This window comes from Pseudoalteromonas sp. MMG033, assembly GCF_057197785.1.
On sequence record NZ_CM170070.1, the window covers coordinates 2,317,626 to 2,337,143 of the forward strand.

General features: G+C 44.0%; 20 protein-coding genes. 6 read left to right on the forward strand and 14 right to left on the reverse strand.

Features of this window, described 5'->3' with window-relative positions; translation table 11 throughout:
* Window positions 1-50 precede the first annotated feature (50 nt).
* The 8 genes from AC2CZC_RS10215 to sfsA form a co-directional block, all read right to left on the reverse strand.
* Window positions 51-287, reverse strand: a complete 237-nt coding sequence (locus tag AC2CZC_RS10215) for a hypothetical protein (protein ID WP_484584737.1) — start codon at window positions 285-287, stop codon at window positions 51-53.
* A 187-nt stretch (window positions 288-474) separates the two neighbouring features.
* The gene (gene panC / locus AC2CZC_RS10220; RefSeq protein WP_484584738.1) at window positions 475-1,323 is read right to left on the reverse strand and encodes a pantoate--beta-alanine ligase; all 849 of its coding nucleotides are present in this window, start codon (window positions 1,321-1,323) and stop codon (window positions 475-477) included.
* A complete protein-coding gene (panB, locus tag AC2CZC_RS10225) occupies window positions 1,323-2,117 on the reverse strand; it encodes a 3-methyl-2-oxobutanoate hydroxymethyltransferase (protein WP_484584739.1) in 795 nt (264 codons plus the stop codon). Before panB ends, panC begins: the two co-directional genes overlap by 1 nt.
* The gene (gene folK / locus AC2CZC_RS10230) at window positions 2,118-2,624 is read right to left on the reverse strand and encodes a 2-amino-4-hydroxy-6-hydroxymethyldihydropteridine diphosphokinase (protein ID WP_484584740.1); all 507 of its coding nucleotides are present in this window, start codon (window positions 2,622-2,624) and stop codon (window positions 2,118-2,120) included.
* Complete coding sequence (gene pcnB, locus AC2CZC_RS10235) at window positions 2,621-3,970, reverse strand: polynucleotide adenylyltransferase PcnB (RefSeq protein ID WP_081216393.1); 1,350 nt, start codon at window positions 3,968-3,970, stop codon at window positions 2,621-2,623. The genes folK and pcnB overlap by 4 nt, the downstream gene beginning before the upstream one ends.
* Before the next feature lie 358 nt (window positions 3,971-4,328).
* Complete coding sequence (gene gluQRS / locus AC2CZC_RS10240; RefSeq protein ID WP_484584741.1) at window positions 4,329-5,294, reverse strand: tRNA glutamyl-Q(34) synthetase GluQRS; 966 nt, start codon at window positions 5,292-5,294, stop codon at window positions 4,329-4,331.
* Between the two features lie 45 nt (window positions 5,295-5,339).
* A complete protein-coding gene (gene dksA, locus AC2CZC_RS10245; RefSeq protein ID WP_039611892.1) occupies window positions 5,340-5,783 on the reverse strand; it encodes an RNA polymerase-binding protein DksA in 444 nt (147 codons plus the stop codon).
* Window positions 5,784-5,947: 164 nt separating this feature from the next.
* Window positions 5,948-6,655: a DNA/RNA nuclease SfsA gene (sfsA, locus tag AC2CZC_RS10250; protein ID WP_484584742.1), complete on the reverse strand. Its 708-nt coding sequence runs from the start codon at window positions 6,653-6,655 to the stop codon at window positions 5,948-5,950.
* Window positions 6,656-6,737: 82 nt separating this feature from the next.
* On the opposite strand from sfsA, the gene pepB reads away from it, so the two are divergent.
* Complete coding sequence (pepB, locus tag AC2CZC_RS10255) at window positions 6,738-8,033, forward strand: aminopeptidase PepB (RefSeq protein ID WP_063361022.1); 1,296 nt, start codon at window positions 6,738-6,740, stop codon at window positions 8,031-8,033.
* 48 nt (window positions 8,034-8,081) lie between these two features.
* On the opposite strand, the gene AC2CZC_RS10260 is transcribed toward pepB, so the two are convergent.
* From AC2CZC_RS10260 to gpmM, 5 genes are all read right to left on the reverse strand, one after another.
* Complete coding sequence (locus tag AC2CZC_RS10260; RefSeq protein ID WP_484584743.1) at window positions 8,082-8,501, reverse strand: CBS domain-containing protein; 420 nt, start codon at window positions 8,499-8,501, stop codon at window positions 8,082-8,084.
* A gap of 98 nt (window positions 8,502-8,599) precedes the next feature.
* A complete protein-coding gene (locus AC2CZC_RS10265) occupies window positions 8,600-9,361 on the reverse strand; it encodes a divergent polysaccharide deacetylase family protein (protein WP_484584744.1) in 762 nt (253 codons plus the stop codon).
* A 109-nt stretch (window positions 9,362-9,470) separates the two neighbouring features.
* Complete coding sequence (locus tag AC2CZC_RS10270) at window positions 9,471-10,694, reverse strand: S41 family peptidase (protein ID WP_484584745.1); 1,224 nt, start codon at window positions 10,692-10,694, stop codon at window positions 9,471-9,473.
* 38 nt (window positions 10,695-10,732) lie between these two features.
* Window positions 10,733-11,878, reverse strand: a complete 1,146-nt coding sequence (locus AC2CZC_RS10275; protein WP_484584746.1) for a murein hydrolase activator EnvC family protein — start codon at window positions 11,876-11,878, stop codon at window positions 10,733-10,735.
* Window positions 11,879-11,880: 2 nt separating this feature from the next.
* Window positions 11,881-13,425 (reverse strand): 2,3-bisphosphoglycerate-independent phosphoglycerate mutase, encoded by a 1,545-nt coding sequence (gene gpmM / locus AC2CZC_RS10280; RefSeq protein ID WP_484584747.1) that lies wholly within the window; start codon window positions 13,423-13,425, stop codon window positions 11,881-11,883.
* A 288-nt stretch (window positions 13,426-13,713) separates the two neighbouring features.
* On the opposite strand from gpmM, the gene AC2CZC_RS10285 reads away from it, so the two are divergent.
* The 4 genes from AC2CZC_RS10285 (at window position 13,714) to gpsA (ending at window position 15,986) form a co-directional block, all read left to right on the forward strand.
* A complete protein-coding gene (locus AC2CZC_RS10285) occupies window positions 13,714-14,145 on the forward strand; it encodes a rhodanese-like domain-containing protein (RefSeq protein WP_237137034.1) in 432 nt (143 codons plus the stop codon).
* Window positions 14,146-14,158: 13 nt separating this feature from the next.
* Entirely contained in the window at window positions 14,159-14,416 is a 258-nt protein-coding gene (gene grxC, locus AC2CZC_RS10290) for a glutaredoxin 3 (protein WP_237137035.1), read from the forward strand.
* 76 nt (window positions 14,417-14,492) lie between these two features.
* Window positions 14,493-14,975: a protein-export chaperone SecB gene (gene secB / locus AC2CZC_RS10295; protein ID WP_063361015.1), complete on the forward strand. Its 483-nt coding sequence runs from the start codon at window positions 14,493-14,495 to the stop codon at window positions 14,973-14,975.
* Window positions 14,976-14,978: 3 nt separating this feature from the next.
* On the forward strand, window positions 14,979-15,986 hold the full coding sequence (gene gpsA / locus AC2CZC_RS10300) for an NAD(P)H-dependent glycerol-3-phosphate dehydrogenase (protein ID WP_484584748.1): 1,008 nt from the start codon (window positions 14,979-14,981) through the stop codon (window positions 15,984-15,986).
* A gap of 53 nt (window positions 15,987-16,039) precedes the next feature.
* On the opposite strand, the gene AC2CZC_RS10305 is transcribed toward gpsA, so the two are convergent.
* The gene (locus AC2CZC_RS10305) at window positions 16,040-17,203 is read right to left on the reverse strand and encodes a DcaP family trimeric outer membrane transporter (RefSeq protein WP_484584749.1); all 1,164 of its coding nucleotides are present in this window, start codon (window positions 17,201-17,203) and stop codon (window positions 16,040-16,042) included.
* A 367-nt stretch (window positions 17,204-17,570) separates the two neighbouring features.
* Here AC2CZC_RS10305 and acs point away from each other — a divergent pair, with 367 nt between their 5' ends.
* Window positions 17,571-19,511: an acetate--CoA ligase gene (gene acs, locus AC2CZC_RS10310; protein WP_484584750.1), complete on the forward strand. Its 1,941-nt coding sequence runs from the start codon at window positions 17,571-17,573 to the stop codon at window positions 19,509-19,511.
* Window positions 19,512-19,518: the final 7 nt, after the last annotated feature.

The following is a 19,518-nucleotide window of genomic DNA, read 5'->3' on the forward strand; positions in this document are numbered from 1 at the left end:
GGCTTTTTTTGTAGAAAAGTTTCACTTTAACTTCAATACTCAAACAGTTGTTAATATTGTAGCGTTCGTATTTTTGTCAGCTCTTCAGCTTGCGCCTTACAGGCATTATATTTTTCAACACATTCGCCATTACATATCTGCCTTGTCATGGTTTGCTCAGTCGAGCTCATCGAGCAATTTTGTTCACATTGAAAGTTTTGTTGAGCACATTGATTGAGCTCCGGAGAGTTTGGTTGATTGCTACAGGCAACTAAACCGAGCAGTAAAAGGGGCAGCGCAAATCTCATAATAGATCCTATTATTCAACTGATAGAGAGTATGGTGTGTTATTTTAATCTTTGAATACACATTAAATTTAGCATATTTTTAGAAAGTGCAGTGCGTTATGTCGTGATACAGGCATTGGAGTGAAATAGGGTGTGTGACATCTCGAAATAGCATAAACGCCCATGAAGGGCGTTTATAACAGACGTACTACTTACCGACTTGGATATTGTCTATAAGTCTAACACTCCCTAAAAACGCGGCTGCTAAGATGACAAAGTCTTGGTCACTTGCTGCTGCAGGTTGCAACGTGTACCTGTGTGCAACGGAGAAATAGTCAGGCTTAAGACCAGCGTCCGCAAGCGTCGACTTAGCATGTTCCTCAAGGGCTTTGAAATCTCGCTCGCCAGCTTCAAGCTGCTTTGCTGATTGCAGCAATACTTGATAAAGGACTTTGGCAACGTCTTTTTCTTGCTCTGATAAATAGCCATTACGAGAGCTCATTGCTAATCCTGAGACTTCTCTTTGCGTCGGCACGCCAATGATTTCAATAGGCATTGATAAGTCATGAACCATGGTTTTGATGACTTGAAGTTGCTGGTAGTCTTTTTCACCAAAGCAGGCAAAGTCAGGTTGCACCAAGTTAAATAGCTTGGTTACAACCGTGGCAACACCGCGAAAATGACCACTGCGACTACCGCCACAATAGCCTTCAGAGACACCTGGTACATCCACAAAGCTTTGTGTTGCTAGGCCATTAGGGTAAATTGTTTCTACACTGGGGGTAAATACGATATCAGTCCCTAGTTCAGCAAGCCCTTGCTTATCTTGAACCAAAGTACGAGGATAGCTATCTAAGTCTTCGTTTTTACCAAATTGCATCGGGTTAACAAAAATGCTGACAACGACTTTGTCAGCCAGTGTTTTTGCTTTTTCAACGAGTGAAAAGTGTCCTTGATGCAAATTGCCCATTGTCGGCACAAATGCGATGCTTAGCCCTTGCTGACGCCAAGCTTTAATCTGGCTGCGTAATGACTTTATTTCGGTAATAGATTGCATTAGTTAAACTCGTGATCTTTGCCCGGGAACGCGCCTGTTTTGACGTCGTCGCAGAATTTTTTAACCGCGTCTGGCATGTTACCCGTTTCGGCTAAGAAGTTTTTAGAAAATTTAGGAATATAGCCTGCTGAAATGCCAACTAAATCGTGCATAACTAAGATTTGACCATCTACTTCTTTCCCTGCGCCAATGCCAATAACGGGAATGTTAACGGCCTCTGTAATGCGCTTGGCAAGACTTGATGGAATACATTCGATGACCAGCATTTGTGCGCCAGCTGCTTCTAGCGCTTGCGCATCTGCAATCATCTGTAACGCTTGCTCTTCCTCGCGCCCTTGTATTTTAAAGCCACCAAATACATGTACAGATTGCGGTGTTAGGCCCAGGTGACCACAAACAGGAATGCCCTGTTGAGTAAGTAGTTTAATTGACTCTACCAGCCACGTACCGCCTTCTAGCTTGACCATATTTGCGCCGCTGCGCATTAATGTGGCTGCATTTTCACAAGCTTGTGCTGGGTTGGAATAACTCATAAATGGCATATCAGCAATCACAAATAATTCTTTGGCGCCTGCTCTGACACTGCGCGTGTGATAGGCAATATCAGCTGTTGTCACTGCCAATGTGTCATCACCGCCTTGTAATACCATGCCAAGTGAGTCACCAACTAAAACAACATCAACGCCATTATCGTAAAAAAGCTTCGCAAAGCTGGCATCGTAAGCCGTTAACGCTGTGATTTTTTCACCTTGTTGCTTTTTCTTAGCCAAGGTTGAAACCGAAACTTTAGCCATTTAAAGTGTCTCCTTTGTTTCTTTTTTAGGTAGAGTGGTGAGGCCATTTTTTGGTAAATTCTCAGCTATTTGCTTGAGTATTTGACCATTAGGGAGTACCAGTTGAGGGGTTAACTCTAACAGTGGGAATACCACAAACTCTCTATCGCACAGGCCATAATGTGGCACAGTTAGGCGCTCGGTAGAGATGGTTTCATCGTTAAACAATAAAATATCCAAGTCTAAAGTTCTTGGTCCCCATCGTTCATCTTTACGCACTCTACCCTGACGTAGTTCAATATCTTGCAATTGGTCTAGCACAGCTTCTGGTGCTAATAGAGTTTCAAATCTAGCCACTGCATTCACATAATCAGGTTGATCTTGCGGGCCCATAGGTTTTGAGCCGTAAAAGCTAGACACAACCAACTCGTTAAAAGCGGGATGTGTATTCAAGGCATTTACTGCCTTAATGAGTTGTGCTTGGGGATCAACTAAATTCGCCCCAAGCCCGATATAAACTATATTCATGAATCTTGTTTTGGTTTTCTGCGAGGTTTATTACGGTATCTACGCTTTGGACGATCTTTTTGGCCAAGGTTTTTAACCATGTCCTTTTGCCCACTCACATCTTGTTTGAGATATTCAGTCCACCAATCTGCAAGTTGTTGCTGGTCAGACTCACCGCTTTCAACACGCAATAATAAGAAATCGTATGATGCTTTAAATTTAGGTTGTAGGCTCAATCTATACGCGCGTTGGCCACTACGTCTGTCTAAACGCTGCTGAATATGCCAAATATCTCTGGCGCCCAATGTGAAGCGTTTTGGTACGGCAACTCTTTGTGCATTTTCACTTAATACCTGACTAATCGCTTGCATAAACGCGTCATATTCAGTGACACCTTGTTGCTCTAACAATGCAGCTCGTTTACGTAGTGGGAACCAAAGCAATGCGGCATAGATGAAAGCTGGAGTGACCTTCTTGTTGCTGTTGATACGCGCGTCGGTATTGGCAAACATTTGCTGTACAAAGCGTCTTTCAAAATCACTCTCTTCTTGCTCTAAGATCTCTTCAAGGGTTGGGAAGAGTTGCTTAAATAAGCCCAATTCTCTGAGCATGAGGAAATTCGCTTCGGCTTTGCCACCTAAAAATAATTTGAGAGTTTCTTCAAATAGTCTTGCTGGTGGTATATTACCTAGCAAAGGGGATAGCTCTGAGATTGGATTGAGCGTTGCCGGTGCGATTTCCATATCGAGTTTGGTAGCAAAGCGCACTGCACGTAGCATTCGCACAGGATCTTCACGGTAACGCGTTTCTGGATCGCCAATTAATTCAATACGTCTGGCTTTAATCGCTTCAATACCACCAGCAAAATCACGGACGCCAAAATCATTGACGGAATAGTATAGGGCATTGATAGAGAAGTCGCGGCGCTGAGCATCTTCTTCAATGGTGCCATAAACGTTATCACGCAACAGCTGCCCTTGCTCGCTCGCTTTGCTGGTTGGGTCGTCGCTACTACTTGATTGATGATGACCACGCATAGTGGCTACTTCAATGACTTCGCGGCCAAAAACGATGTGTGCAAGTCTAAAGCGTCGACCAATCAATCGACAATTTCTAAACAGGCGTTTAACTTCTTCAGGCGTTGCATTTGTCACAACATCAAAATCTTTTGGCTCGATGCCTAACAAAATATCCCGAATACAACCACCGACAAGGTATGCGTCATAGCCACCATCTTTTAATCGATATAACACTTTGATTGCATTGGGGCTAAATTGTTTTCGAGAGATATTGTGCTCACTGCGAGGAATGATCTGAGGTGTTGCTTTGGCCTCTACAGTCCTGCTAGCTTGCTTAGTACCAACAATTTGCCTACACAATTTGAATATTTTAGAAATAATAACCACTCTCCTAACTACTTTGAGTCCCCACCCGAAGCATCATATTTACCTGATAGTTTTATCTCGCACATCGCTTTATTTTTTCTAAAGTGTAGGCGATTTAATAAGGCTCGCTATCATATACTCAAACGCTTTGAAATTGAAGTTTCAGACATGAATTAGCGATTAAATTTTCAACCAAATCGGTGAAGACGAAATATAAATAGGTTCATAGGGTTTATTTTCTTCATAGCAACAACCATTCGTGATTTATTGTGATTGATCCACACGCTAAGTTATGGAAAACGTCCTGAGTTAGGTGATAGCTATCGGCGCTATGAAAATGTTACAACGGCTTAAATTGATACTCCAATGGAGAGCGTTGCTGAACTTGGATTTCTCTGTTTGGGGGCAGAATGTTACGCCTATAAGTCGAGATTGCCCATTGGAGCATATCTGCAATATCATCGATTTGATTGAGTGTGTTGAGTTCGTAACCTAAAAATGACAGTGCGGCTTTGAGGGCGGGCAGTGGCATTTTGTTATCAATTGCCGGTGCGTGGTTTTGTTTAGAAAGTTTAAAACCGGGCTCTGCAACCGCCAATGGCACATGCAAATAGCTAGGTGGTGTCGCGTAAAGTTGGTTGAATAAACTTAATTGCCTTGCCGTTGGCTCAAGTAAATCGGCTCCGCGTACAACATGGCTAATTTTTTGCTCTATGTCATCGACCACAACAACCAGTTGATATGCATAAAGGCCATCACGACGTTTCACGATATAGTCTTCTTGAGCGATGAGTTCAGGTATAGAAACACGACCTTGTAGCGCATCTTCAAATTGGTATACCGGAAAGTTTTGTTTTAACCTCAGTGCATTGTGCTCAAATTGGTTTTGTGAGGCGCGGCAATGGTTATCATAAAATCCGCCACGTTGTTTAATTTGCTTACGAGTACAGGTACATGCGTACACATCGGAAGTGGACATTAAATCCGTTAAGACATCTTGATAAAGTGAGTGTCTTTGGCTTTGATAAACGACTTCTTCATCCCAATACAATCCGTAGGCTTCAAGTGTGGCAAGAATATCATCCGCTGCACCTCTAACAACGCGAGGTGTATCAATGTCTTCCATTCTGACTAACCATTTTCCGTGGTGCGCTTTGGCATCGATATAACTCGCTAAGGCAGCGATTAATGAACCAAAATGAAGTGCGCCGGAAGGTGAAGGGGCAAAGCGTCCACGATAATTTGAAGACGTACCCAGAGCGAAAAGATGATTTTGCTCTGGGTCTTGTGTCTGTGGGGTCTGCATAACTGCTGAGTTTAACCTTTCTAACTTACAGATTAATTACTCGGCTTAACCTCGACCTTGCTGTTTTTCTTTTATCTCAGCAAGTGTTTTACAATCCACACATAGATCTGCAGTTGGACGAGCTTCTAAACGACGGATGCCAATCTCAATACCGCAAGAGTTACAGAAACCAAAATCATCTTCTTCAATCAGCTGTAACGTTTTTTCAATTTTCTTGATCAGCTTACGCTCACGGTCACGTGTACGCAATTCAAGAGAAAACTCTTCTTCTTGCGCTGCACGGTCAACGGGATCAGGGAAATTTGCCGCTTCATCTTGCATGTGAGTCATGGTGCGGTCTACTTCGTTACGAAGGTCGTTACGCCATGCTTCTAATATTTTTTTAAAATGAGCTAGCTGTGCCTCGCCCATGTATTCTTCGCCCGGCTTTTCTTGGTAAGGTTCTAAACCGGCCTGAGCCAATAACCCTAGTTTTTTTTGGTCTGGCATAGCATTCTCCTAAATCCTTAATAAACAACCCCAGCTAACGCCGGCGGCTATAAATAGCAAAATCTTCAACCCTTAGCAAACACTTTTTGCATAGCCTCTGTTCGTAAACAAGCCCTTGGGGTGATGTTTTTAACGGCTGATATATGTGGGTAAAGATTTTTTTTTCAAGTATTGAGTACAGATACTTGCTTAATTACTTTTACCTCAGTCGGGGTGATTTTTGCTTTATATGCATATATTTCAACCCCTTCGCCTCTCGCTTCTGCCAATAATTGGGCATATTTTTTATCTATATGCGCCGCCGCTTGAACAGATTCGATCCCATCGTGCATAACTATAAATAATAGCACGGCACGCTGGCCTTGTTTTTTTATATGGATCAACTCTCTAAGGTGCTTTTGTCCGCGAACGGTTTGTGCATCAGGGAAATAACCTTGACCTTGTTCTAACAAGGTCACAGATTTAACTTCGACGTAGCAATCTGATTTGCCTTCACTTGAGAGCAAAATATCGATACGACTATTCTCATGGCCATACTTTATTTCACTTTTGATTTCATCATAGCCAGCAAGTTCTTCAATACGATTCTCTTCTATTGCTTCATAAGCTACCTTGTTTGCGACCCCAGTGTTGACGCAGATAAGATGACCCTGAGTATTTTCAGTTAATTCCAATGAATGCGCATATTTACGCTTTTTGTTATCGCTAGTGGAGTAATAGGCTTTGAAGCCACTATCCGCACAGCCGGTCATTTTGCCTGTGTTTGCACAGTGCACTGTGAACTCTTCATTGTCATTGGTACGTAGGTCGACCAAAAACCGTTTATAACGCTTGAGCAGCGTGGCACTTTGGAGTTGGGATGAAAATTTCATTGTTTAGTCGCATTCGTTTTGGGGCTATGGGGCTGCTAGTGTACACTGACAAGCAACAACAAGCGTAAGAGTGAAAATCTATATGTCTGATAAATTTATTGTTCGCTTAAGTGAACAAGCGCCTGCAACACATTGGGGCAATAATGCATCACTGTCATTTGACGAGCAGGGTGCAATTATTCATTTAGCTGAGCAAGAAACACTAAAGCATATTCAAAAAGCGGCTCGTAGCCTAGCACAACAGGGGATCCCTGCGGTAGCGTTAAGTGGTGAGGCATGGTGTACTGAATCTCAGTGGGCATTTTATCAGGGCTTTGTGAGCCCAAAACAGCTTGACCCAGTTACTTTCGCTGAAAATGCACAGTCAGATTTAAAAGAATTACAAGCACTAAAGCAAGCGGCGACTTGGATGCGCCAAATGATCAACGGCACTGCAGAAGACATTTATCCTGAGAGCCTTGCAGGTAAAGCCGCTGAATTTATTCAATCTTTGGCACCTGAGCATGTCAGTTATCAAATCATTAAAGGTGATGCGCTATTAGAGCATCAGTGGATTGGTATCCATGAAGTAGGTCGTGGTAGCGAACGCGCGCCAGTGCTACTTGAATTAGACTTTAACCCTACGGGTGATGAAGATGCGCCTGTGAGCGCGGCGCTTGTGGGTAAAGGGATCACATTTGATTCAGGCGGTTACTCAATCAAGCCGAGCGAAGGCATGCTGACGATGAAGTGTGACATGGGTGGCGCAGCGACAGTGACTGCGGGCCTTGCGTTGGCAATCGAGCGGGGTATCGATAAGCGTATTAAATTGTTCTTGTGTTGTGCGGAAAACTTGATCTCAGGCCATGCATATAAGCTAGGTGACATCTTAACTTATAAAAATGGCACAACAGTTGAGATTGTGAACACAGATGCGGAAGGTCGTTTAGTACTTGCTGATGGCTTAATGGCTGCTGGTGAAACGGGTGCGCCATTGATCATCGATGCAGCAACACTCACCGGTGCGGCGCTAATGGCTGTTGGTCAAGAGTATAATGCGCTGTTTGGCCTAGACAAAGAGTTGGTTGGTGAAGTGCAGCAATTTGCTAGTGAAGAATTTGAGGCTGCATGGCCACTGCCGTTAGAAAAGTGGCACCAAAATAACTGCCCTTCGGCGTATGCTGATACTGCAAACAGCCGTGCACAAAAAGGCGGAGGTTACGGCGGCGCGTCTAATGCTGCTGGTTTCTTATCACGTTTTGTGCCGAATGAAGGCCAAGGTTGGGTTCACATTGACCTTGCGGCAAGCTTCCAAAACAATGCAGGTGCACAGTGGGCATCTGGCGCAACGACTATGGGTATGCGAACTGTCGCACGTACCTTGATTGCAAAAGCTTAAAGTTCTGTTAAAAGCCTCTAAATAGAGGCTTTTTTATTTGGTTTGAGATTAAGAGAGCAGGGCTGCGGCAAGGCGGACAAAGTCAGAAGAAGTTAAAATTCCCAGTAGCTTTTTGTTTTCATCAACCACAGGCATACAGCCATGGCGATTTTCGACAAAATAGGTCACGACCTCATGTAGACTCTGTTTGGGGGTTACACTGACAAAATCTTCCGCCATTACTTCACTGACCTTTTCTTGCTTTTCTTTTCGTTCTAACGCTAAGTTGCCGTAGGTCGATAAAATGTTCATGACTTTGGCAATCATGATCTTTTGCGTCAACATACCTACTAAGTGGCCCTCGTCATCAATGACCGGGATATGTCGAATATTCTTTTCTCGCATCAAATTGTGTGCATCATGCAGGGTGTGCGACGATTTTACTGCTAATGGATCTGGCGTCATTAATTGTTCAACAGTGTGCAGCATAGTTTTTTCCTATCAGTAAAGCTTACTTTTAGGTATAACTGATAATAGCGCTGTTTTCCTGCGTTTAGATCAAGAAAGTGGTCATCATAACAATGGAGCTACGGGGTTAAGTTATTTGATTTTTGCAGTGCTGCCAGCCGAATAGATTTATTTTCAACGAGGGTTGATAAGGGGACCAGTTCGAACCCTTGAACTTGCAAATCTTGTAGTGCGCGATTTAGAAACTGATGTGTCTGTGGGTAAGGGTGGGCAATGCCTATTGCATATCCTTGCTCTGTCGCGATGATCTTCAGTTGATTAAGTTGTATCTTTAATTGTGCATGATCAAGTTCATTGTCTAAAAAGACGTGCCTTGCCACATTATCAACGCCGTAGAGGTTAGCAGCAGTCTGCGCCTGACTATAGGGGGTCGTGCGGCTATCTAAAAAGTATAGGTCGCGCTTTTTCAATACTTCCATAGTCCATTTCATGGCTTCTGTGTGTTGAGTCAGTGCCGATCCCATGTGGTTGTTAACGCCTTTTACGTGGGGGAGGCTAGAGAGCGCATGACCCAGCGTTTTTTGCAATTGCCACTTTTGCATATCCAGTGTTAAACCACCAGGACCGAGGGCTTTATTATCCAAAGACTGCATTGGGATGTGCAGAATAAGTTCTTTCTTTTTTAATGCCGCTTGATAGGCAAAATGTTGAGAAAATGGCGTGTGGGGGAGCAGGGCATAAGTCACTTGACCTGGTAAGTTGAGTAACTCCAAGTCTCTTTGGTGATTTCCAATATCGTCAATGACAATGGCGATTTGCTTAGCATTGCAAGCAAATGCACACAACCACAGAGCTGTAACAGCAAGTTGTTTTAAGCGCACAAGTTAAATCACAGTTTTTGTTATGTTTTATTTTGGTCGTTTATTTAACGACGCTCTTATCATCTAAACTAGCACGGTTTTTATACTGATAAAAGCGTCATTATTATCTTTAATTTACTGTAGGTTGCTGTTTCACCACTAGTTGACGTGCAGCATGCCAGTGTTTTTCAAGGCGAGTAAATAAGTCTTTATTCGCTTTGTCGTTGCTCATTATAGCTGTTTTATTGAGACTCGAGAGGGCGTTTTTACTATATTCAACATCCGGCTTTATCCCCGTCCCCTCAATAGATTGCCCTGAAGGCGTATAATAGCGAGCAGTTGTTAATTTTAGTGCACTTGTACCGTTGCCTATCGGGATCAATGACTGCACAGAGCCTTTGCCAAATGACCCTTGTCCGAGTATCAGTGCGCGCTTATTATCTTGCAGTGCGCCGGCTAAAATCTCAGCAGCTGAGGCCGATTGCTTGTTGATCAAAACCAAGATAGGTGCGCCATTTAAAATGTCGCCTTGAACCGCATAAAACTTCTGATTAGCATCAAAAAAGCGCCCTTTGGTGGTGACAATGACACCGCTTTGCAAAAATAAATCCGAAATCGCAACAGCACTATTGAGCGTCCCTCCTGGGTTGTCTCTGAGATCGATAACCAAGCCCTTTAGAGAGATGCCACTGTGTGCAAACAGCATATTGATGTGTCTAGCTACGTCATGATAGCTATGGTTATTAAACGAGGAGATAGAAATGTAGCCTATATCCCCTTTGAGCAGCTTACTGGTGACGCTTTCAAGCGTGATCTCTTGGCGTCTCAATGCCAGTGTGACATGCGCTTCCTCTCGCTCAACGGTAATGTGAATAATAGATAATTTAGCTTCTCTTAATAGCTTGGAGACTTCTGAGATGCTTTTATTTGTGACGTCATGCGTATTGACGGCAACCAACTTATCTCCCCCCTCAATACCCGCTTGCTCAGCAGGGGAGCCAGGTAATGTATCGACAATGACAATTCGATTTTCCACTTCTTCGACTTCAATGCCAATCCCCGTATAACGGCCATTGGTGGCACTGAACAAAGTTTCCAATTCGTGTTCATTGAGATATTTGGAGTAAGGGTCTAACTGCTCAAATAATTCGTTGAAGTTGTGTTGCTTTATATGAGAAGTGGGCACTTCTTCAACATAATATGTTTGGATGTGATAAAGAATTTCTTCCATGTGTGCATGGCTAATTTGCTTTGCCTGCACGGAGGAAAATAATAAGGTAAAAAATAATGCGCATAGGTAGATGTGCGCGCGTTTTAGGTTATCGGGCGGGGAAATTGAGACAATGTATTTCATATGCTGCTCCTAGTGACGGGGCAGCATAGGTTATTCATTTAACTTGATCTGCACCATTTAACTGGATTCACAGCGCTTCCTTTATGCCGTATTTCGAAGTATAGCCCAGGATTTTGTTGTCCGCCGCTTTGTCCCACTAATGCGATGGCATCCCCCGGGTTTACATGGTCGCCAACATCTTTTAAAAGGGTTTGTGCGTGCCCATACAAGCTCATAAACCCTTTACCATGGTCAAGGACAATGACCCAACCAAAACCATTTAGCCAATCCGCATAAACCACATGGCCGGGCGCAACGCTGCTGACTTCAGTGCCTGTTTTACCGGCAATCATAACGCCTTTCCAATTCATACCGACGTGTTTACGTTGGCCAAACCGCTTTTTGATTTTGCCTTTTAGTGGCCATGCCAATTTTCCCTTTAGCCGTTGCAGGCCGTCTAATTTGGCAATAAATACCTCTTCTGAAGGCGCTTGTACTTCAGCGAGGGCTTCTAAGGTGGTTTTTAAGGTGGTTTCGTTTTCTTCTAAATAAGCGATGGCTGACTGGGTTTTAAGCAGTTTATCATTCAGTTTGCCTAAATGTGTTTGACGCTGTTTTTGCGCAAGTTGTAAATCACTTTGCCTGATCTGCTGCTGCTCAAGGAGTGCAATGAGTTGTTGCTGAGTTCTGACCAGCGCTTGCTGGTTTTCTTCAAGCTCAACAAAAACCATTTTTAGATCTTCTAACTGATTGATCCGTGCTTTGTTAAAGTAGTCGTAGTAGCTAATTGTGCGCTCAAGTGCTGCCGTTTTTTGCTGGTTGAGCAACATCTTGGAATAGTCATGGCTGCCAGTGACATAGGCACTTTTTAGTTGCGCAGCAAGCAGCTTTTGTAACTTGTGTTTGCGGCGGTTCAGCTGTGCGCCTTCTTGCTCGAGAGCATACTGCTGTTGTTTATTTTCGCTGATCCCTTGTTGTGTCAGCGTCAACGCTTTTGCACTTCGGGCAATTTCAAGTTCAAAGGACTGCAAGCGCTGTTTGAGTGCACTAAAAGACGCTTGTTGTTTTTTATAAGCAGCCTGACTCTTTTTTAATTCAGCCTGAACCGCAACCAAATCTGCTTTGGTTTGTGATTCATTGGCCTCGGCATGCGCCGAGAACAATGAAATCACCAAAACTAAGCTGGCGAGTTTACCTCTTACCATACTTATTTTAAGCGCATAATTGGCGAACCAGTCATCTCTGCTGGTTGCTCTAGACCCATAAGGTGCAGCATGGTTGGTGCTACATCGCTCAGTGTCTTATTAGCTTGTGGCTCGGCATCACGACCGATATATATAAATGGCACTGGCTCGCTGGTATGTGCTGTGTGTGCCTGTCCTGTGCTTGGGTCTTGCATTTGCTCAGCATTACCATGGTCAGCTGTGATAAGTGCTTCGCCACCGTGCTCTTTCAGTGCATCAACAACACGACCGATACAGTTATCGACTGCCTCACATGCTTTAACCGCGGCATCAAATACACCAGAGTGGCCGACCATGTCGCCATTTGGATAGTTACAGATAATGGCATCATACTCACCGCCTTGAATGGCTTCGATAAGCTTATCTGTCAGCATTTCTGAGTTCATTTCAGGCTGTAAGTCGTATGTTGCTACTTGCGGAGAAGGAATGAGTTCGCGCTTTTCGCCTTCAAATAAGTCTTCACGACCGCCACTGAAGAAGAATGTAACGTGTGCATACTTTTCTGTTTCTGAAATACGAAGCTGTGTTTTGTTATGTTTTGCAAGCCATTCGCCAAGCACATTGTTTAGCTTCTCAGGGGCAAATGCGATAGGGGCGTCGATGTCTGCTGCGTATTCCGTCATCATGACAAAGCTGCTAAGTGCAGGGGCTTTTTTCTTTTCAAAGCCTGCAAAATCTGCATCGACAAATGCACGTGTCATTTGTCTTGCGCGGTCTGCTCTGAAGTTTAAAAATAGAATTGCATCACCGTCATTGATTTGAGCTGTTTGCAGGCCTTCTGGCGTGATACTTGTTGCTTTGACAAACTCATCATTTTCATCGCGTTGATATGCAGCTTCTAATGCCTCAACACCGTCTGTAAACGAATATTGCGCCTCACCAGACACCATCAGGTTGTATGCTTGCTCAACACGTTCCCAGCGATTATCACGGTCCATCGCGTAGTAGCGACCAACAATTGACGCTAAGCGGCCAGTACCGAGACGAGCAAAAAGCGCTTCAATACGCTCGATAGATGCTTTTGCGCTGCGTGGTGGTGTATCACGACCATCTAAAAACGCGTGGAAATAAATGTCTTTGGCACCGCGTTGTGCGGCAAGCTCAATACTGGCGACAATGTGGTCTTCATGACTGTGTACACCACCTGGACTTAGTAGACCCATTAAGTGCACCGCTTTACCCTGTTCAACTGCATCATCAATGCTTTTAACTAAGGTTGGATTATGGGCAAACTCACCATCATCAATGGCTTTGGTGATACGAGTAAAGTCTTGATAGACGATTCTTCCTGCACCCAGGTTGACATGACCTACTTCAGAGTTACCCATTTGGCCGTCAGGCAAACCGACATCTAGACCAGACCCTGAAATTAGCGTTGTTGGCTGAGATTGCCATAGCGAATCAAGAACAGGTGTATTAGCCGCGAGGATTGCATTGCTTTGTGTTTCTTCTCTATATCCCCAGCCATCTAAAATGATAAGTACCAGTGGTTTTTTCTTCGTAGTCATTTGGGCTCCTGAAAAATGCACGATAGATGGCGCATAGAATACCCTGTTTAGCTCGAAAATTCAGCCCTAAGCTGGTGATTTATGTTCAAGATTGATTAATCTAATGGTAACACCTTTCATATAAAGCCCGCTGTGAATAGCGATTGTGGATGTTTGTTACCAGAGGTCTAAAAAGAGAATTTAAAGATACCTTCTTTACAGCGTATGACAATAGGTTTGTACCAAGGGACGTAAAAACGTATACTCGCTGCACTGTAAGTTTTATCTGCTAATTAAGTGGCAAGGTTCATGGAACAATATATAACTTTTTTCACCAATCACCCTGTATTAAGCATTATCTGGGTCGTCCTAGCAATCATGTTGGTACACAGCTGGTATAAAAGCCTATTTTCATCAATTCGTCAGATCAACCCTCAGCAATTGACTATGTTGATCAATCGCGAAGATGCACAAGTGCTCGATATGCGTGGCAAAAAAGAGTTCACGGCAGGCAGGATCGCAGGTGCTGAGATGATGAATGTCGACAAAGCAAAACAAAATGACTTTGGTGGACTTGAAAAGTACAAAACAACGCCCATTATACTTGTGTGTAATACAGGTATGACTGCCAACAACATTGCTGAAAGAATGAAGCAGCAGGGCTATGAAAAGCTACATGTGCTATCTGGCGGCATGAGCTCATGGCAAAGTGCAGGACTACCAACGACAACTGGCAAGTAATTGGAGTGAAAAAATGAGTAACAATGTAGTTATCTACACCAAAGATTATTGTCCGTTTTGTCATCGTGCGAAGGCGCTATTAGATAGCAAAGGCGTCACATATACAGAGTATGATATTGCTGTACAGCCTGAACTTCGTGATGAGATGATCGAGAAAGCCAATGGCGGACATACTGTGCCACAAATTTTTATCAATGAGCAGCACATTGGTGGCTGTGATGATATGATGGCACTTGAAGCTCAAGGTAAACTAACCCAGTTATTGGCTTAGTCGAGCGAAATTAAAAAATTTCCAGCACTTAAAGTATTTAGTAAGTGCTGTTTAACAAAAATTTATAGGAATAATAATGACTGAACAAAATCAAAACGCGGCAGCAGAACAACAAGAAGGCCCACAATTCAACATTCAGCGCATCTACACTAAAGATGTATCTTTTGAGACGCCAAATTCTCCTGCTATTTTCCAAAAAGAGTGGACACCTGAAGTTAAGCTAGATATGGACACGCGTTCAGCTAAGCTAGACGAAGGCGTATTTGAAGTTGTTCTTGCATTAACAGTGACTGCGACGATTGGCGAAGAAACAGCATTCCTATGTGAAATTCAACAAGCGGGTATTTTCTCTGTTGGCGAACTAGAAGAGCTACAACTTGCTCATATGCTAGGTGCTTTCTGCCCTAATATCCTTTTCCCTTACGCTCGTGAAGCAGTTGCAAGCTTAGTTAACCGTGGTACTTTCCCACAGCTTAACCTTGCACCAGTTAACTTCGACGCACTATTTGCTCAGTACATGCAACAACGTGCAGCGCAAGAGCAAACAGCTGACGCATAATCTATGAATACATCACAGTCTGCTGTGACCGTATTAGGGGCGGGGTCTTATGGCACCGCCCTTGCTATTTGTTTTGCTCGAAACGGTCACCGAGTAACTTTATGGGGACGCACACAAGCTGATATTGAACAATTGGCTGCTGAGCGTCAAAACAGGCGCTACCTTCCTGATATTGAGTTTCCCGCGTCGCTGACGTTAGAGACTGACTTGGCGCGTGCGGTTCAAGCAAGCCAAATTGTCTTGGTTGTGGTACCAAGCCATGCATTTGCCCAAACTCTTAAGCAAATCCAACCTCACCTACAAAATGGAGCGCAGGTTGCTTGGGCCACTAAGGGCTTAGAGCCAGATACCGGCAGGCTTTTAGAGGAAGTGGCCAAAGAGGTACTTGGTGAAGAAGTGCCTTTAGCAGTTTTATCAGGGCCTACTTTTGCAAAAGAGATGGCTGCAGGCTTGCCAACAGCTATTTCTGTTTCAGCAAGAGATGAAGGACTTCGCACAGAGCTTGCGAGTCTACTACATTGTAGTCGCTCGTTCAGAGTGTACAGTAACGATGATTTTATCGGTATTCAGCTCGGTGGTGCAGTCAAGAATGTGATTGCCATAGGCGCCGGCATGTCAGATGGCTTTGGCTTTGGTGCCAACACGCGGACCATGCTGATCACGCGGGGGTTGGCCGAGTTATGCCGCTTAGGCTGTGCGCTTGGCGCGAAGACGGAAACTTTTATGGGTATGGCAGGACTAGGCGATTTAATCCTTACTTGTACCGACAACCAGTCTAGAAATAGGCGCTTTGGTTTGGCGCTTGGGCAAGGAAAAAGTGTTGATGATGCAATGAGCAGCATTGGTCAAGTCGTTGAAGGTTATCGCAATACCAAAGAAGTTTTTTTACTGGCTAAACGCAGTGGTATTGAAATGCCGATCACAGAGCAAATCTACCAAGTGCTCTATGAGCAAAAAGATGTAAAAGAAGCTGCCATGGCACTATTAGGCCGAGAGCAAAAGTCAGAATAAGACATAAAAAAACCACCGTTTGGTGGTTTTTTTGTTTTGCCTTTCAGGGAGACTTAAAAGGCGTATTTAACTGAAAATTGTAGTCTGTCCAAATCACCTTCAGCACCGCTGTGGACTTCTCTGTTGGCCATTTTGTATTCCGCGCCAAAAGTGAGCTTTTTCACTGGTGAATATAAGATGTTGGCACTGTAGCTGGTGGTCATATCTGTTGGGTCGCCAGTGACGTTGAGTAAACTTGCATCGTTATCGGCACTGAAGTAAGAGTATAAAAATGTTGAGCGCCACTGCGAGTTCCAGTAGTGCTGATACGCAATAAACCCTGAAGTAGAGTCTATGGCATGTAAATCAGTGCCGTCATAGACTGCGCCATGTGCCACATTTAAGCCAACGTATCGACCTAAGCCTTGGCCATGAGTTAACATGAACTTTAGGTTGTTTTTACCAAAGTTTACTCGACCCGATGCACTTACTCCGAATGAGCTCTCAGTTTCGTCGGCTGCACCTGTTTTATAGGTTAGCTGTCTTGCCAGCGCTGCGACGGTAAAGTGGCCCCAATCTGCCTTATAGTTATATCGAGCGGTGAAGTCTGGCATTTGCGCATCATCAGTGACTTCACGAACACCGCCTGTGGTGGTAACTGTGCTTTCAGGGTTTTCTGCTGAGAATGACCAGTTACCGACGGTGTACTTTACCATGGCTTGACGCACGAACACAGTCCCTTCTGCTGGGCCGACAAAGTCTAGTGTTTCAGGCAAAGCACTTACGTTTTGGAAGTTTGACCAGGCTTGGCCAAATAGCCAGCCCTTATAAGTCACAAAGGCCTGCCTGATACGTGGTGAATATGAGTTACTTACTCGCTCATTGCCACCCACTGATGCGATGAAGTCCAATTCTATTTTGGTTTTGATAGTACTGCCATCGTCTAGCTTTGTTGCTGTGCCAAAGTTAAATCTAGATTGACGAGCGTGCATATCAAACACGGCATCCTCGCCTGTGCTAGGTGTGACAGGTGTCGTGCCTGGCACGTAAAAGTCTCTACCTATATGCTGAGAGCCGAGTGTACCATCTGAAAAGTCACTCCAAATGGCATCCAATTTGATGTAACCACCATAGCTGACATCTGTATTGTCGAGGTTTGCAGCCATAGCTTGGCTACAGAGTAGGCTTGACACTGCAACCGCAGCAAGTTTCATGTTCATATTAATTTTAGTTGTCATAAGGTTGTTCCTATAATACTGCCTGTTCGTTGCAATGCAGAGAATTATTTCTCATCCACTTTTTCTGATGACTGTTATTTACTCAATTACCCATTGGTCTATGAGACTAAGGTTGAATAGCTCACATCTTTTCAAAAAATACGTGTGGCAATAATTGATTACACTTCTTTTTATCTTGTCATAACTGGCCCTCTGGTCTTACTGAGTGAGAGACAGTATGCTGGTGCTCGTTAATTTATAGTTAAATATTCCTGGTTTGGATAAACTTAAAGCAACAATTACAACTAAGGTCTAATACTTAATCGTTTGCTTGTAAGTGATCCTTGAGAGAAGCCGTTATAGGCAAGTAATTAATATGGAGATGAGTATGTCACAGAGCATTTATCCGGTACCTGAAGCGATCAAGCAGGCTGCACTTGTAGATAATGAACAATATCAAGCACTGTATCAGCAGTCTATTGACAACCCTGAGGGGTTTTGGGCTGAACATGGTAAACGCCTAGACTGGTTCACACCTTATAATAAAGTTAAAAACACGTCTTTTGACAAAGGCCATATCAGCATTAAGTGGTTTGAAGATGGTGTGTTGAATGCCTCGTATAACTGTATCGACCGCCACTTAGAAAAAAATGCCAACAAGGTCGCAATGATCTGGGAAGGCGATAACCCAGAGCACAGCGAAAATATTACGTTTCAAGCGTTACATGATGAAGTGGCTAAATTAGCGAATGGCCTGAAAAAGTTAGGTGTTCAAAAGGGTGATCGCGTTGCTATTTACATGCCAATGACGCCACAGGCTATTTATGCCATGCAGGCATGTGCGCGCATTGGTGCAATTCACTCTGTGGTATTTGGTGGTTTCTCTCCATCTGCAATTGCAGATCGTATTAAAGACTCAGGTGCAAAAGTTGTGATCACGTCAGACGAAGGTCGTCGTGGTGGCAATGCTGTACCATTGAAAGCCAATGTGGATGAAGCCGTATCACAAGAGTCGGTCACGACCATTGAGCATGTTATTGTGCATCAGCTAACGGGCGGTGAGGTTGAGTGGAACGCACATGACGTTTGGTGGCACGAGCTAGTTGCTGATGTGCCGGCCGAGTGTGCGCCTGAGCCGATGAATGCAGAAGATCCACTTTTCATTTTATATACATCAGGTTCAACAGGTCAGCCAAAAGGTGTTGTACATACAACAGGTGGTTACCTCGTCTATGCATCCATGACACATGAGTATGTATTTGACCTGCAAGAGGATGACGTTTTTTGGTGTACTGCTGATGTAGGTTGGATCACAGGTCACAGTTACATGGCGTATGGTCCTTTGGTGAATGGATGCACACAAGTTATTTTTGAAGGTGTGCCTACTTATCCAACTTCTGGCCGTATTGGCGAAGTGGTTGATAAACACCAAGTCACAATTCTTTATACCGCACCAACTGCCATTCGTGCACTGATGGCCAAAGGTGATGAGCCTACAGCTAGCTCTGAACGTACAAGCCTAAGAATTATGGGATCTGTGGGTGAGCCAATCAACCCAGAAGCATGGGCTTGGTATTACGAGCAAATTGGTAACAGTGCGTGCCCGATTGTAGATACTTGGTGGCAAACTGAAACCGGTGGCATCATGATCACACCACTGCCAGGTGCAACAGATATGAAGCCTGGCTCTGCGACACGTCCATTTTTCGGTATTGCTCCGGCATTATTTGATGCTGAAGGCAATACACTTGAAGGGGCAACAGAAGGTAATTTGGTTATATTAGATAGCTGGCCATCTCAAGCCCGCACCGTGTATGGTGACCATGAGCGTTTTGAGCAAACGTACTTCTCAGCTTACCCTGGTGTTTACTTCACAGGCGACGGCTGTCGTCGTGATGAAGATGGCTATTACTGGATCACAGGCCGAGTTGATGACGTATTGAATGTATCAGGACATAGACTGGGTACAGCTGAAATTGAAAGCGCGTTAGTTGCGCACGAAGCCGTTGCTGAGGCTGCAGTAGTGGGTTATCCGCATGATATTAAAGGTCAGGGCATTTATGTTTATGTCACACCAAATGAAGGCGTGGTTGTCACTGATGACCTAACAAAAGAAGTGAGAAGCTGGGTACGTAAAGAGTTAAGCCCAATTGCATCACCAGATATGATCCAATGGTCACCTGGCTTACCAAAAACGCGTTCAGGTAAAATTATGCGTCGTATTTTGCGTAAAATTGCGGCAAATGAGTATCAACAGCTCGGCGATACGTCGACACTTGCAGACCCAACTGTAGTTGATGAATTAATTGAAAATCGTTTAAACCGTTAATTGAGCG